Raw genomic sequence first — 14,349 nt, forward strand, 5'->3', positions numbered from 1 at the left:
AACGACGGATCGCACCTCTCCGCCATGGCCAATCCCCCCGAACTTCCGCGATCCACGGCCTATCGCCATAGGCGAACATTGCTGATGTTCGCCGCAGCCACAGTGCTGATCGTTGCGGGTGGGTTCCTCCTGCACCACTTTGAACCCAACGAAACGTCTTGGTACCCAAAGTGTCCGCTGCATGAAATGACCGGCCTGCATTGCCCAGGATGCGGCACCACGCGGGCCGTGTGGGCGATCCTGCATGGCGACGTGACGACCGCCATCCGAATGAACCCGTTGGTCGTTCTTGGCAGTCCGGTCGTGCTGGGGCTGATCTGGCGAGAACGTCGACGCGGACGAACCGGCCAACGCACGACGGCCACCCTGTCCTGGACGATTCTCGTCGTGCTGATCGGCTATTTCATCGCCCGCAATGTTCCGTCACCAACTCGCAGTTGGTTCGCCCCACCGAGTCCGACCACATCGGTCAAAGACGCACCCGAAGAAAACTAACCGATGCATCGACATTGCCCCAGCGTTAACCAAGCGTCCAGACATTATCCGAAGCGCTCAATTGCAACGCCCGGACGGTCGCTTCGGGAAGCGCAACGGTCCCTTCATCGATCCAGTGCACCTGGCTGTTGACAGCTCGAAACCGTGCGGCGGATGTTGTCACGATCTGTCGCTTTGCATCGCTGGGGACTTCTCCCGCCCGAACCCTTGGATTGCGACAACTGGCAACACTGTGAATCGAATCGCGATCCGAATGCAGGATAGGGCCGGCATCAAATATATCGACCAATCCACGCGACACAAAACCTTCGCTCGCGAGCATCGCTTGAGCCGGCTGTGTCTGTTCGTGCACTTGACCGATCACCTCGCGGACCTCTTCCGGCAACAGGTCCAAGTAGATCGGATGCTGTGGCATCAGATCATCGATGAACTTCTTCGAAACGGTCGACAACGCATCGGCGACGGGGAAATCGACGTGAAAGAAATGTCGTCCAATCGCCTCCCAAAACGGACTTTTCCCCGTGGCATCCGAAACACCACGCATCTCCGCAATCACTTCTTTTGCAAACCGCCCCGGCCGCTGCGCGATCATCGAAAACCGGGCCATCGACAGCAAGCGACCGCGTCCCCGACCGCGGAATGCGGGCAGCAAGAAAAGGCTGCCAATTTCGGTCGGACCGTCGTGGATCCGCTGCAGATGCAGACTTTGCACGTCCGCGCTAACGTCGAGTTCGACGGAAGATTTCGGTTCCGAGACGATTTCATAAGTGTAAAACGGTTCATAGCCGCCGGTCTTGGCGAAAATGCACGACGTTCCAACCAACGATCCCGATGCCAGATCTTCCATCACAAACACATACGGTTCGCCGCCGGGACGTTCCGATTTGCGAGTGAAGGCAAAGTGCGACCACTCCAGTCGTTCGTGCAGCTGATTTTTCGTCAACCGCAGCGACGTCAAACCGACTCCGGCTCGGCCGATCAAATCGTACAGCGGTTCCCAATCGTCGAGCGTTGCGGCGCGTACAATTTCCATCGTTACCTTGCCGGTGTCGAGGTTGAAGTCTGCAACATCCGATCGATGATCGCGATCGCTTGATCGATGTGCAGGGGCGTCGTAATAGCTGGGGGCGGCAGGAAGCGAATTCGGTAGGGATTCCCGCCGCACAAGAAACAGATCAGCCCCGCGTCGTAGAGTTCGCGAACCCAGCGATTGGCTGTTTCATAGCTGCCGTCGCCGGGCGTCAACGCGATCATCATCCCCTTGCCATAAGGACCTTGAACCTGCCCTGGGTACCGCTGGGCAAGGGACTGCAAGCCACTGACAAAATGATCGTGGTTGCGTTGATTTCGGCCGTCGACACCAAAACATCCCGCCGACGCCAATTGGTCCAACATCCGCTGACCGGTCGCGATCGACGCCGATGCCCCGGTGAAGGTTTGGCTGAGAATCGGCGCGGTCGGCTGCAGTTGTTTGCGATAAAGCGTCGCACAAACCTGCGTGATCTTGCCAATCGTGACGATATCGACATACCGATCCAGATCAAACGATTGGTAGGCCAGCGGCGCGGTGGTCCGCCCAAACGATTGCACTTCGTCGAAGACCGTCAGGATTCCCGCTTCCCGGATCGGTTTCAACAGCGTCTTGAAAAATTCGGGACTTCCCGCCACGTAGCCCCCTTCGCCCGCAATCGGTTCGGCCCAGAAAGCCGCATGCCGCCCCGGATATCGGGCCAACAATTCCTGCAATCGATCGACAGCCGCTTGCGTACTCTCGCCCGGTTTCGCCGGATCATAGAAAGGCAAATAGTCGACGAGGATCGTTTCCGGAAGTCCGCTGCGGTAGCTTGGTCGGTCGGTCAACGCCGCCAACGCAAGCGATCGCCCCGCGAAACAGTTCGTAAAGGCGATGATCCGATCCGCTGGGCGACGCGCATGAAAAGCGATCTTCAGTGCGTTCTCGTTCGCCATCGCACCGCTTGTCGACAGCAGGCAGTGCCCCAAGTCCGAACCGCAGCAATTCGCCATGGCCAGCAAGCGTTCGCAGATTTCGATCGAAGGGCGGTTCTGTTGCAAGTTGCCTTGCATCACCGTGTCCTCCAAAGCGCCGTCGATCGCCGCGTCCAACATCTGTTCGTGGCTGTGCCCCATCCCATGGACGCCGATCCCGCCGATGAAATCCAGCTTGACACTACCGTCGGCCAATTCGACCCACGGACCGTTGCCAATGCCGCTGGCGATGTAAGGGAAATAGGGGGCCGCGCCGCGGGCCTCGGTCAGCCGCGCCAATTGAACCGCATAAGCTTCCGCAAGCTGTGGATTGGCGGAGCGCACCTCGGTCAGCGAACCAGAATATTCGCGGAGCGTTTCAGCCAACAAGGCCTTGGCCTGAGCGACCCGCGGGTCGTTGCGAAATCGATCGGCGATAAGACGAGAGTTGTCGTCGTTCATGAACCGTTTACCTGAACACAATAGCGCGAAAACCGGAACGATGGAAACTTCAAGTATATAGTCTCACGCCGCCAATGCGCAATCGCCGCAATATGGAACTCGGCGGAATCTGGCGCCAACCAACGACTGGCGCCTCGTCGCGACGGAGCAATCGAAGACGGATTCTTCCTCGATCACTCCATAAAAAAACCGGTAGACGCATGATGCGTTACCGGTTCAATTTCAAAGTGCTCGTCAAACGGAATTCGCGTTAGAAGCGAATGCCTGTCGAGAAAGTCACGCCAACGAAGCCGATGTTTTGATCCAGCAGCCCTAGCGCCGTTGGAGGAAGTTCCCACAACTGTGTTTCAAAAGCAGCCCGTGCAAAGGCGTGGGTTCCCCACAATTCCTGGGAGTACTCGCCGCCCAATTGCATTTCCAACACAGGCATCACCTCTTGCGATGAGGCAATCGGAGCCCCCACGATGTTGACGACATGATCACCAAAAAGGAGCGATCCGCGTGCTCCGCCGATCAGCGAAAAAGGACCGTTACCAAGTTGCCGACTTGCCGACAAAGCGACGGTCGATCCCCAACCGTTAAACGATTCGGTGAGCACGGGGGCCACTTGATCATCGATTTCGCCCCAACGGACACCACCGGACAGATCGAATGAGTAGCGGCCACGTGTGAATAGCTGGGTCAATTCAGCATCCCAAGTCTGTGCTGTCAAACTTGGATCCAACGTAGGACCTCCAACCGCTTCTTGGTCGAAAGACCAATACCGCGATCGAAATCCTAAACCGGTTTCCGCCCGATAGCCCAACCAATAACGACCACCGACACCCAAATCGCGTTCGGGTAAAATCGCGGTGCTGCTGAGCGGGGCAATCGTCACAGACCCCGAATGCGGTGTCAACAATGTCAATTCCGCGTCTGCGAAGAAGCCACTGTTGGACTTGCAACAGAGATTGCTGTTGCAGGATGAAGAGGCTCCGAAATCGCCGCAGTCGTTGTCGGCGGCGTTAGCAAAACTAGCAAGGGAGCAAAATTGAAACGCGAGAAGGTAAAAGCAAGTCTTGTGCATGGCCAAAGTCATCCGTAAGTACCACCGTTCCAACGATCGCATATGAAATCATTTCAATGCCGAAATCGTGAAACCTCTTTGGTCTGTCGGCATAAGAAACCGAAATGGCATTGTCGGAACGCTATTGAAGGAACATTCGTGTAGAAACCACACAAGTTTCCATCAGCCAATCGATCGATTCAGCGAGAAAAAACCAACCGGCTTTCTTTCGGTCGCCAATGACGTGGCACTGTCGTGGCGAATCGTTGGCATCTGACAATTCAGAAACACAAGTTGCGGGAAACGTCTACCGCAAACGCTCGCCAACTACTTCCGGAGTTCCGCCGCTGCAATTAGGGCCTCGAGCTCCAAGACGTGCTCGTAAGGCGCACGACTACGCTGATATTTATTCGAGACAAGGTCGTGAAGTGTTTGGAGATCGTCGAGTGGGATGACCGAAAATTCGGTCCATTCCGTTTCGGATTTCAGGCGGGACCGCAGTTTCCATTTCCCCGCGTGTCGTGTCGCGGTGGCTAGACGAATTTCGCCTTCGTCGGTTGTCTCACGCCACTCGTGTTTCTTCATGATTCGTGTTCCTAGCGGTCTGCGACTCAGAAGGTTTAACGCAGTATGAGGAAAGATGCGGGCAACCAAACATCGCTGTAGCGTCAGAAGACCAGAACATCGCAAGCGAAAATCGTATCAATCCACGATCGTAAAAGATAGTCGCAGGACGCTGCGGATACAACGAAACCAACGCCCTGGTTGGCGAGGGAGCTGATAAAACTTGTTAGGTACTTTTAAAACAGCTCGTGAAGCGGCTCGCCTTCGGCTAACAAACTGATCGGCTGGCCGCTGGCATCGATCGCCGAGAGGTCGTTCACTCCCATCGCCTTGTAGACCGTTTTCACGATGTCCTCCGGACCAATCGTTTGATGTTCCGGGTATTCGCCTCGCTTGTCGGTCCCGCCGAAGATCTGGCCACCGCGGATGCCACCGCCGGCAAACAGGTTGCTCATGCAAGCGGTCCAGTGATCGCGTCCCGCCCCGACGACGCCGCCCGATCGAACGTCGCCGATCTTTGGTTTGCGTCCCATCTCGCTAGAGACCAAGACCAACGTGTCGTCGATCAATCCGCTTTGCGCAAGGTCTTCGAGCAAGGCCGAATAACAACGATCGAATTCGGGTAGAAGGTTTTCCTGCAGGCACTGAAAATTGTTTCCATGCGTATCCCACCCGCCAGCGCTTTTGCACTTTGCCTGAATGCTGGTGTCCTCTTTCCAAAACACGGTCACAAACGGAACGCCCGCCTGCACCAGGCGGCGAGCCATCAAAAGGCTGGTGCCGTTGACGGTCTGGCCGTACCTTTCGCGAACAGCCAACGGTTCTTCGGAGACATCAAACGCGCGGCTGGTCGCCGTCGATGCCAACAGCTCAAACGCCTTGCGATGTTGGATCTCAAAGTTCTTTGCACCCGCGTGGGTCTCAAACGTTCGCCGCGCCCCGTCGATCGATTTCAGCAATCCTTTACGATCGCTCAACCGGTCGCGCGTGACGCCATCTTGCAATGTTAGCGAAGGGGCCTGGAAGGTGAGCGGTTGCCCTGGATCGCTACTCAAATAAAACGGATCGAACTCGGCTCCCAATCGCGCCGAAAATTGGCCCGGCCGCGTGTAGGGAGGTCGACTGGGCTTATGAGGCAGAGTGATCGCCTGCGGCAACGACTCGTGCGGCTCGCGACGCGAGGCGACGACCGATCCCATGAAAGGCCAGTCGTCGGCGTAGGGACGCCGGTCATTGCCCTGCGTGCGGAACGTGTTGTCGGGGGCGTGTCCAGTCAGGTTGTAGTAATAACCGGCGTGATGGTCACCCGTTGCCCGGCCGCGATCGCTGACACCGTGGACGATCGCCAGATGATCGGCCACCTTGGCGGTCATCGGTAGATGTTCGCACAGCCGGATTCCGGCGGCGGCGGTCTGGATCGAAGCAAACGGTCCTCGATAAGCGCTCCCCGCATCGGGCTTCATGTCCCAAGTGTCGACATGCGACGCCCCGCCACACAAAAAGAACAGGATCGTCGATTTCGCCTTCCCCGCCGATCGCGTCGCCGGCGAACCAGGGCTGGCCGTCGCCGCCGACGGCAACCGCATCCCGGCATATCCAACGCTAGAGGCCACGATTGCGGTGCGGCGATCGATACGAATCTTTCCCATGTCCATAGTGCTTTACCTCGAGGCGGGAGATTGAGGGCGGGGTGAGGACAGTGACGGGATTGTATCGCTTCATAGAGGCGATTGCGAACTTTTCATCCCCCAAATTCTCCGCCGCGAATCTCCAGACCTCCTCTCCGGCGCGAATATCCATGCACTAACACAACAGGCTCATCGCGCAGCTACAGATCACCTCCGGCGGTGTACCGGATTTCCAAAAGATGCTGCCCCTATCGTTTTGGGCCAGCTTAGTCATGGTCCTGACCGCGACACTGGAGAACGTTCCGCTGGCAAAGAGATTGGTGACGCCACGGGCCGTGGCTTGGAAGCGCCATCGCGAAGAGTGCCAATGCGTTATTGATTGGACGAGCCAGCCGATTTCACGGATGCATTACAGCGACCGAAGCATCGACGCTGGCCAACGATCGCCTAGAGCGATTGCTTGACCCAAACAAACGGAGCTCGGTCGCTTTCGCCAAGCGAAGCGTCGTTGACATTCAGCCCCGCTTCGATCCGATTCTCGAGATTCACAAACGGTTGGTCTTGGGTTCCCAGAGCCGCGGTGCTGGAGACAAACCGCACTCGGCCGTCCTCGTAGAGCAGATTGAAGCCGCGACCATCGTGAGCCAATAGAGTGCCATCGGCAGTGCGAACCGGCGCATCTCCCAGGATCGCAAACGTCGATCGCGATTCATATCGCGGCGCGTGGTAGATTTGATCGTCCATCACGCCGAGGGTGTAAGCCAATTGGCCCCCGGAAACGTTTTGCAGACGCAACAACTCGGCCGACGAAGCCTCCTGCAATTGAAGCTTGCTGGGCACAATAGTTGACGTCGACGGCTGGTTTTGCGAAGGACACCAGATCGCGTTTTCTCGGTCGAGCAGATCGTGTTCCTTCAGATCGACCGCATAGACCCCCGCAAACGCCAGCGGCCCGCGGAGATCGATCTTGGGCAATCGTTGATCGGGTTCGCTGATCGCAAACTGCGCCAACGCGGTCCCTAGTTCCTGGAGATTGCTTTGGCACTGGGTCCGCCGCGCCTCGTAACGCCCTTCGAGAATCGCCGGAAAGACCAAACCTCCCAAAACGATCATCGAGACCGTCGCAACCAACGCATCGGGAATTCGCCAACGACGCGTCGATGCCCCCCGTTGCGAGAGCCCGGTTTCCGAAAATGGAATCGCCGAATCGACCGAAGGGGTAGCGGCAGGCTGGGGTTTGGAGGCCTCGATAAAGTCCATCGTGCGGCCGATCAAATCGGCTGGCGGTTCAAACGATTCGGACTCTTCATCCAACGGACGCAACGATTCCTTGATCCGTTGCAATTCCGCCCTAGCATCGGGATCCGAATCCAACAGCGCTTCGACACGCAGAACCTCTTCGGGCTCCAGCGCACCTAACAAATATCCAAGCAGATCTTCGCGCATCGTCGACGAACCCTCTTCACATTGCCCTGGGTGCAGATGAAGTATCGCGCGGGTGCGTTACTTCACCGACTGAGACTCTTCCCAGAGTTGATTCAATCGCGAGACGGCGGCGTTCAGACGGCTTTTGACCGTCCCGACGGGAATTCCCAACACGTCGGCAGCTTCGCGATATTTCAACCCCTGGTAATAGACCAATTGAACGACTTTCTGCATCGAATCGCTCAACTGGGCGACAATCCCTTGAACGCTTTCCTGGTTTTCACGCCCCGAAGCAACCAACCACGGATCGGGATCGCTGCCGACTAATTTCTCGGTCCACTTCGATTCGTCGTCGTCGACATTGCGGGTTCGGTCCAGACTGACCATTCGATGTCTACGGTTCTTACGTTGCAAGTCGATCGCTTGGTTCGTTGCAATCGCATAAAACCAGGGACGAAATTTTCGTCCCTCTTCGAATGTCTCCGCTCGCAAGTGAACTTGCAGGAAGGTCAACTGGAAGGCATCTTCGGCCTGCTCGGCGTCACCGAGGTACCGCCGCAGGTAACTGTAGATCTCTCTCTGATAACGCTGCATCAGCGCTTCGAACAAGGCGCGATTGCCGCTGCTGCGGTAGGTCAGCAGCAGTTGTTCGTCGGATACGTCGTCGTAGCCGAGCGTCGACTCGTTGGACTCTAGCGTAGCCGTCATAGGATTTCACTTGGCCTCTCGCCGAACAGAAGGTGGGGGTTCGGCACGATCAGTTGGAATAAAGACTTATGTAGACAAGGCGTTCAAAAACGTGTTGCCGGAAGCGTAAATCACGTTCCAGCGAATCAATAAAGACGCGTAAAAGACTGGACTCAGCTTAATCCACCCCAATCCGCTTCGTCAATCACTTTGGCGGTCAGCCATGCCTCGCCATAACGGCGAATGCTGGCATTCCACCCCCGTTTTTCCAGTAAAATTCGAACCCAAGGGCTTCGTCCCCGCCATCGCTTCCGGCTCCCTTCTTCATCGTAAATTCAGATCTTTCTAGATTTTTATAATGATTCTAGCGAACAAAAGTCGAAGCACAGCAGGCTTCCCACCGGGAGATCATCGCCCCGTGGGGGTCGGGCTCAGCGGAACCGAGCCTAGATTCAACGGTATGGCGACTGGATCTGGCCGATCCGGAGCCCGGCGGAAAATGATCGTCTTGGGACGCTGTTCCCCCCCACCGCTGTAGAACGCCGTCGGGCGTCCCCCTTGCGTGCTGCCAATGATCAACAACAGCTCGCCTTGCAATTGATAGATGGCGCGGTTCACCGGCACCGATTTCCCCCCAGACTTTGGCTGCGAGCCCTTCCGCGGCAGCCAATCCATCTGTTGGGGATCGGCTTGCTCGTTCAAGGCAAAATAGCCGTCCCAGATTACTCGCTTGTGGTCGTCTTGGTGGATGTGCGCAAAACGCAACTGGTCGCCTTCAAATTCGATCCTCCCCTGCAAGCCCGGCGCCAGATCGGCGATCCAAAGACCTTGTAACCGATCGCTGTCGGCCCCTTTCGGCGTTGTCTGCGCTCCTTGTGCAAATCCCCAAGAGCAGACCACCAGCAACTGCGCGACCGCCAAAAGTGTGTGGTGCATTCGAATCATCCCCTCTCTCCAGACGCGTCGGGACTGTCGTTCCGCCCACCAATCGGTGGGGAATCGACTGAGCCTAGTGAATCGCGAGTGGGCCGGCAAACAAAATTTGCCCGCGTTGGAGGGTACGAATTCCTGATTTGTCGATTGTACCGCCGCCCCAAAGACGGAGCTTCGGGGAAAAGGCTGAGGGATATAACGGATTTGCCGACTCCGCAGTTCAAGTAGCTCGGGCGAGGTTGCGCGATGTTGCATTTTTTCCACAACCGGCGCAGCGACATGCATTTGTAAGCTAAGTTTCCCTGAGAAGATTTGGTTGACACCACGCAACGGGGCCAACGTGTCAAGCAAACCCAGTCTTTGCGGCCACGGTCTATCGACACTGGCGGCAAACTGAGAACAACAAGCAATTTTGCTGAGAAAGCTGAAATGTCACGAACGATGAATCCTACGGCAGGTCGCCCAGAACAGAGCCGTCAAGAACAGTTTGAGCAGATCAAAGGGCGTATCCACAGCAAGTTGGTCGACAAGCTGGACCTTTCGAAGGTCGGAGATCTCAAAGGCGATACGCTCAAACGCGAAATCCGGATGGTCGTCGAGCACTTGTGCGACGCCGAAGAGACGCTGCTGAATCGTCAGGAGCGCGAACGGATCGTCGACGAGGTTCTGGACGAGACGTTTGGCCTGGGCCCGTTGGAGATCATCCTCAAGGACAAGAAGGTCAGCGATATTCTGATCAACGGTCCCAAGAACATCTATGTCGAAAAGGAAGGCCAGCTGCAGAAGAGCGAGGTCGAATTCCGCGACAACAAACACCTGCTGCAGATCATCGACCGAATCGTTTCGAAGGTCGGCCGTCGTGTCGACGAGACCTGCCCAATGGTCGACGCCCGTTTGGAAGACGGCAGCCGTGTGAATGCGATCATCCCGCCGCTAGCCCTAGACGGTGCGGCGGTTTCAATTCGTCGTTTCGGCAGCAACCCGCTGAAGCTGGAAGATCTGTTGAACTACCAAGCGTTCACGCCCGAGATGGTGATGCTGCTGGAAGGCTGCATCAAAGCTCGGATGAACATGATCATTTCGGGCGGTACGGGCTCGGGTAAAACGACTCTCCTGAACACGCTCAGCAGCTTCATCCCGCACGACGAACGGATCGTCACGATCGAGGATGCGGCGGAGCTTCAATTGCAACAGGATCACGTCGTGCGTCTGGAAACGCGGCCGCCAAACATCGAAGGCAACGGCGCGGTGACGGCAACGGATCTTGTCAAGAATGCTCTGCGTATGCGTCCTGAACGGATCATCATCGGCGAATGCCGTGGTGGTGAAACATTGGACATGTTGCAAGCGATGAACACCGGTCACGATGGATCGTTGACGACGATCCACAGTAACAATCCACGCGACGCCATCGCGCGTCTGGAGACGTTGGTGATGATGGCTGGCTTCGAAATGCCGGTCAAAGCGATTCGATCGCAGATCGCCGGCGCCGTCGATGTGATGATCCAAGCCAGCCGTCTGCAAGGCGGAAAGCGACGTGTCACGTACATCACCGAGATCGTCGGGATGGAGCAGGACACGATCGTAATGCAAGACATCTATCGATTTGACCAACAAGGCATTGGTGCCGACGGTAAGGCAAAAGGTCGCTTTATCTGCACCGGTGTGCGTCCCACGTTCATGGAGAAATTGGAAGGCAAGGGAATTCGTTTGCCAGCCAGTGCGTTCCGTGAGCGCGTGATGATGGAAGCATAGCGCCGTTGAGGTAACCAAGCATGATAACATTGATAATCGTAATCGCCGTGGGCGTTGGCATCTCGGCGTTGATCGCCGGGGCCTGGTTGATGGTCGACTCCGAAGCCGGAGGTCCATCGACCGCCGAAAATCGGCTCGACACCCTGGCTCGGCTCAAAAAGGGCCCCGATGATCCGGCACAAGCGACGGCGCTTTACGCAGGCGGTTTTGACGAAGGGAAAGACCGACTCGATGCGCTGCTGAAATCGCTTCCCGGCATGGGGTTGTACCTCGAACAGGCCGATTTGAATCTGAACGCAGGCAAGTTCTTCGCACTTGTTGCGGGCTTGTTTGCGGCAGGTATCGGCGTCTGTTTTGTGACCCCGATCCCCGTCCTGCTGGGCCCATTGTTGGGCGGCATGTTAGCGTCGATTCCGTTTTTGTACGTGATGTTCATGCGGAACCGACGGATGTCGAAGTTCGGAAACCAAATGCCCGAAGCCCTCGAACTGCTCTCCCGCAGCCTTCGAGCCGGCCACTCGTTGGCGGCAGGGTTCGGTTTGATCGCCAGCGAAATGCGCGATCCGATCCGCAAGGAATTCGCCCGCTGCTTCGAAGAACAAAACCTCGGTATCGCGTTGGAAGAAGCGCTCGACGACATGACCGAACGCGTTCCCAACATGGACCTGAAGTTCTTCGCGATGGCGATCATCTTGCAGCGTGAAACGGGTGGTGACCTTGCCGAAATCCTCGACAAGATCAGCCATCTGGTCCGCGAACGTTTGCAGATCCAAGGCCAAGTCGCCGCGTTGACGGGCGAAGGTCGGATGAGCGGAATCGTGTTGTTGGCGATGCCACCGACCCTGTTCCTCACAATGCTGTATTTGAATTACGACTACGCGATGATGCTGTTTACCGATCCGATGGGCCGCAAGATGATGGCCGGAGCGTTGGTGATGCAATTGTTGGGTGCGTTGGTGATCCGCAAGATTATCACGATTCGAGTCTAACGTTTGGTGGCCTTTGATCCGGGCATGAATGCATTGCAACCCGCCGCGACACGCTCAATGCGGCACGTCAAATTAGATTTTGGTACAAGGATATTTTGATGTTCGAAGCCGACATACAAACCACCAGCTTTATCGTCCTGGGTGCCATCTTCGTTGGCGTCTCAGCCGTCGCGTGGCTGATCCTGGGACGGGTCAGTGGAGGCGACGAATCGAACCGCGCGGAATCGCGTCTTGATGAACTCCGCCAAGCCCAGCGAGGCGACGGCAGACAAGGCGATCCCGATGCCACAAAGAAGGAAGCCTTGGCGTCGGTGCTAAATCGCGCCGCGCCGTTGGCCAATTCGCTGCAACCCAAAGACGAAGTCAGTCAAGGCAAACTGAAACTGCGGTTGATGCAAGCCGGGTTCCGAAACCAAGGCGCATCGACGATGTTCCTGACCCTCAAAGTCATCTCCGCTCTCGTCGGTCTCGTGATCGGTGGCGGAATCGCGGTCATCGCCCAAGGATTCAGCCAAGACGCGCTGCTGAAGTTGGTGATCGCTGGCGGGATCATGTTCTTCCTGCCCGAGTTGGCGCTGTCGTGGATCATCAGCTGCCGTAAACAGAACATCTTCCTCGGCTTGCCCGATGCGTTGGACTTGATGGTCGTATGCGTCGAAGCGGGCTTGGGATTGGATCAAGCGATGCGGAAGGTTTCGACCGAAATGGGAAAAACCTACAAGGTGATCGCCGAAGAATTTGGCGTCGCCAACGCGCAATTGCAACTGGGCCGACCACGAAACGAAGTCCTCAAATTGCTCGGCAACCGCAGCGACGTCGATGATCTCAAGGCGCTGGCGTCGATTTTGATCCAAGCCGACAAATTCGGCAGCAGCATCGCCCAGGCGTTGCGAGTTCAGTCCGATTCGATGCGTGTGAAACGCCGTCAAATCGCCGAAGAAAAGGCAGCCAAGAGTGCGGTGAAGCTGATCTTCCCGCTGGTCATCTTCATTTTCCCCGGCATCTTTGTCGTGCTGGTTGGACCGGCCGCTATCGCCATGATCGCTCAGGATTCGTTCTAGACAACAAACGCGCCGCTTCAGCGTCGTCTAGTTTACATGCCGTTGAAGCCGACAAACTTTTCCTGGTCGGGACACCATAATTTCAGCCGCAGACATGCGGCGATGTCACCGGGACGAAGCGTGGTAACGCCGGGAGTTTGCAATTCCGGCAGAGCGGCCATCGCTTCGGGCAAGCGGTAAAAAGGGATCCGCGCGTTCAAATGGTGAACGTGATGGTAACCGATGTTGCCAGTGAACCAGTTCATCACAGGGTTCATCGGGATGAAGCTGGACGACTGAAGCGCTGCATCGACATGGCTCCACTCGCTGCTGGGGTGCATCTTCGCCGACGGGTAATTGTGTTGTGCGTAAAACAGATACGCTCCTAAGCCCGAAGCGACAAACAGCGGGACGATCAGCCCCAACATCATGACGTCGACGCCGAACATCAACAGCCCGATCGCTAGGGCAACGTGCAACAAAATCGCAACGCCCCCGTCGAAGTGCTCGCGCGGGTTGGAGATGAATGCCTGCAAACACATCCGCCAAATGAAGACGGTGAAGTAGCCCAGGACAATCGTCAGCGGATGACGCGAAGCGGCGTAGGAGAACTTCTCCGAAGCCAACGCGTTGGCATAAGCGTGTGTCGTCATGATCGGATACGAACCGACGTTGGCACCAAAGGTCTGGGAGTTCTTGCGATGATGCACATCGTGGGAATGCTTCCAAACGCTTGTCGGGGCCAGCACCAACATGCCGTAGGTCGCCATGATCCAACGCGCCAAAACCGACTTGGCGAGGATCGCGCTGTGCTGATAATCGTGGTAGATGATAAATAGACGGACGGTGACCAAACCGACGGCAATGCTTGCCGGAATCCGCAGCCACAGCGAGAGATCGCTGATCGATACGCCGATCAACGCAAAACAAACGGCAAGCGTCGACCAGAGATGCCACCAACTGAGCAGGCGATGCTCACTGGCAAATTCCTTGCTAGCGATTAGCAGCTGCTTGGGAGACCGCGGATCCCCACGTTGGTCGGTCGTTTTGTCAAAGGTCATTCAGCTGCTTGCCGTCGTTTCAGAAAAGTAAATACACCGAATCGAACGGAGCAATGAAGGGGCCTGCTGTAAGTCCCATTCGCCATACGGCTCGCAGGTATTCGTTTCTGCATCCCGCAGATGCCGGAATATACCCCTTTCCCTCTAGGAGTCACAGGGCATTTAACCGAGAAGCGGTTTTCCCCTCATAGCGTTGGCCATTTTTCAGCGTAGCGGAAGACGTCAAGTCTTTCGATCCACCGCCGATGCCCCCCGAAACTCTTGACGGCCTGTTGATTT

General features: G+C 56.6%; 13 protein-coding genes. 4 read left to right on the forward strand and 9 right to left on the reverse strand.

Annotation, left to right across the window (positions count from 1 at the left end; translation table 11 throughout):
• The first annotated feature begins 84 nt into the window (after positions 1–84).
• The gene (locus tag EC9_RS26600) at positions 85–495 is read left to right on the forward strand and encodes a DUF2752 domain-containing protein (RefSeq protein WP_218934201.1); all 411 of its coding nucleotides are present in this window, start codon (positions 85–87) and stop codon (positions 493–495) included.
• Positions 496–520: 25 nt separating this feature from the next.
• Here the strand turns inward: EC9_RS26600 and EC9_RS16770 are convergent, their stop codons facing one another.
• The 8 genes from EC9_RS16770 to EC9_RS16805 all read right to left on the reverse strand — a co-directional run bounded on the left by EC9_RS16770 (position 521) and on the right by EC9_RS16805 (position 9,228).
• Positions 521–1,528 carry an arginine N-succinyltransferase gene (locus EC9_RS16770; RefSeq protein ID WP_145346971.1) on the reverse strand — a complete coding sequence of 336 codons (1,008 nt, stop codon included), beginning with the start codon at positions 1,526–1,528 and terminating at the stop codon, positions 521–523.
• A 2-nt stretch (positions 1,529–1,530) separates the two neighbouring features.
• Positions 1,531–2,943 (reverse strand): aminotransferase class III-fold pyridoxal phosphate-dependent enzyme, encoded by a 1,413-nt coding sequence (locus EC9_RS16775; protein WP_145346973.1) that lies wholly within the window; start codon positions 2,941–2,943, stop codon positions 1,531–1,533.
• A gap of 250 nt (positions 2,944–3,193) precedes the next feature.
• The gene (locus tag EC9_RS16780; RefSeq protein ID WP_145346975.1) at positions 3,194–3,655 is read right to left on the reverse strand and encodes an Lpg1974 family pore-forming outer membrane protein; all 462 of its coding nucleotides are present in this window, start codon (positions 3,653–3,655) and stop codon (positions 3,194–3,196) included.
• Positions 3,656–4,315: 660 nt separating this feature from the next.
• Positions 4,316–4,573, reverse strand: coding sequence for a hypothetical protein (locus EC9_RS16785; protein WP_145346977.1), 258 nt, complete (start codon positions 4,571–4,573; stop codon positions 4,316–4,318).
• 215 nt (positions 4,574–4,788) lie between these two features.
• The gene (locus EC9_RS16790) at positions 4,789–6,201 is read right to left on the reverse strand and encodes a DUF1501 domain-containing protein (RefSeq protein ID WP_145346979.1); all 1,413 of its coding nucleotides are present in this window, start codon (positions 6,199–6,201) and stop codon (positions 4,789–4,791) included.
• Positions 6,202–6,627: 426 nt separating this feature from the next.
• Positions 6,628–7,626: a hypothetical protein gene (locus tag EC9_RS16795; RefSeq protein WP_145346981.1), complete on the reverse strand. Its 999-nt coding sequence runs from the start codon at positions 7,624–7,626 to the stop codon at positions 6,628–6,630.
• 57 nt (positions 7,627–7,683) lie between these two features.
• Complete coding sequence (locus EC9_RS16800; RefSeq protein ID WP_145346983.1) at positions 7,684–8,313, reverse strand: RNA polymerase sigma factor; 630 nt, start codon at positions 8,311–8,313, stop codon at positions 7,684–7,686.
• A gap of 387 nt (positions 8,314–8,700) precedes the next feature.
• Positions 8,701–9,228, reverse strand: coding sequence for a hypothetical protein (locus EC9_RS16805; protein WP_145346985.1), 528 nt, complete (start codon positions 9,226–9,228; stop codon positions 8,701–8,703).
• A 426-nt stretch (positions 9,229–9,654) separates the two neighbouring features.
• Here EC9_RS16805 and EC9_RS16810 point away from each other — a divergent pair, with 426 nt between their 5' ends.
• The 3 genes from EC9_RS16810 (at position 9,655) to EC9_RS16820 (ending at position 13,030) form a co-directional block, all read left to right on the forward strand.
• A complete protein-coding gene (locus EC9_RS16810) occupies positions 9,655–10,980 on the forward strand; it encodes a CpaF family protein (protein WP_218934202.1) in 1,326 nt (441 codons plus the stop codon).
• Between the two features lie 20 nt (positions 10,981–11,000).
• Positions 11,001–11,969 (forward strand): type II secretion system F family protein, encoded by a 969-nt coding sequence (locus tag EC9_RS16815; protein ID WP_145346989.1) that lies wholly within the window; start codon positions 11,001–11,003, stop codon positions 11,967–11,969.
• A 98-nt stretch (positions 11,970–12,067) separates the two neighbouring features.
• Positions 12,068–13,030, forward strand: a complete 963-nt coding sequence (locus EC9_RS16820) for a type II secretion system F family protein (protein WP_145346991.1) — start codon at positions 12,068–12,070, stop codon at positions 13,028–13,030.
• Positions 13,031–13,062: 32 nt separating this feature from the next.
• On the opposite strand, the gene EC9_RS16825 is transcribed toward EC9_RS16820, so the two are convergent.
• Positions 13,063–14,070: a fatty acid desaturase family protein gene (locus EC9_RS16825; protein WP_145346993.1), complete on the reverse strand. Its 1,008-nt coding sequence runs from the start codon at positions 14,068–14,070 to the stop codon at positions 13,063–13,065.
• Positions 14,071–14,349 lie beyond the last annotated feature (279 nt).

The sequence above is a fragment of the Rosistilla ulvae genome, assembly GCF_007741475.1.
In the GTDB taxonomy this organism is placed as follows: Bacteria; Planctomycetota; Planctomycetia; order Pirellulales; family Pirellulaceae; genus Rosistilla; species Rosistilla ulvae.

Bases quoted from the DNA above. Each gene is read 5' to 3' on its own strand.
- EC9_RS16825 (WP_145346993.1), bottom strand. From the start codon at position 14,070: ATGACCTTTGACAAAACGACCGACCAACGTGGGGATCCGCGGTCTCCC.
- EC9_RS16800 (WP_145346983.1), bottom strand. From the start codon at position 8,313: ATGACGGCTACGCTAGAGTCCAACGAGTCGACGCTCGGCTACGACGAC.
- EC9_RS16795 (WP_145346981.1), bottom strand. From the start codon at position 7,626: ATGCGCGAAGATCTGCTTGGATATTTGTTAGGTGCGCTGGAGCCCGAA.
- EC9_RS16805 (WP_145346985.1), bottom strand. From the start codon at position 9,228: ATGCACCACACACTTTTGGCGGTCGCGCAGTTGCTGGTGGTCTGCTCT.
- EC9_RS16775 (WP_145346973.1), bottom strand. From the start codon at position 2,943: ATGAACGACGACAACTCTCGTCTTATCGCCGATCGATTTCGCAACGAC.
- EC9_RS16785 (WP_145346977.1), bottom strand. From the start codon at position 4,573: ATGAAGAAACACGAGTGGCGTGAGACAACCGACGAAGGCGAAATTCGT.
- EC9_RS16810 (WP_218934202.1), top strand. From the start codon at position 9,655: ATGTCACGAACGATGAATCCTACGGCAGGTCGCCCAGAACAGAGCCGT.
- EC9_RS16820 (WP_145346991.1), top strand. From the start codon at position 12,068: ATGTTCGAAGCCGACATACAAACCACCAGCTTTATCGTCCTGGGTGCC.
- EC9_RS16815 (WP_145346989.1), top strand. From the start codon at position 11,001: ATGATAACATTGATAATCGTAATCGCCGTGGGCGTTGGCATCTCGGCG.
- EC9_RS26600 (WP_218934201.1), top strand. From the start codon at position 85: ATGTTCGCCGCAGCCACAGTGCTGATCGTTGCGGGTGGGTTCCTCCTG.
- EC9_RS16790 (WP_145346979.1), bottom strand. From the start codon at position 6,201: ATGGGAAAGATTCGTATCGATCGCCGCACCGCAATCGTGGCCTCTAGC.
- EC9_RS16770 (WP_145346971.1), bottom strand. From the start codon at position 1,528: ATGGAAATTGTACGCGCCGCAACGCTCGACGATTGGGAACCGCTGTAC.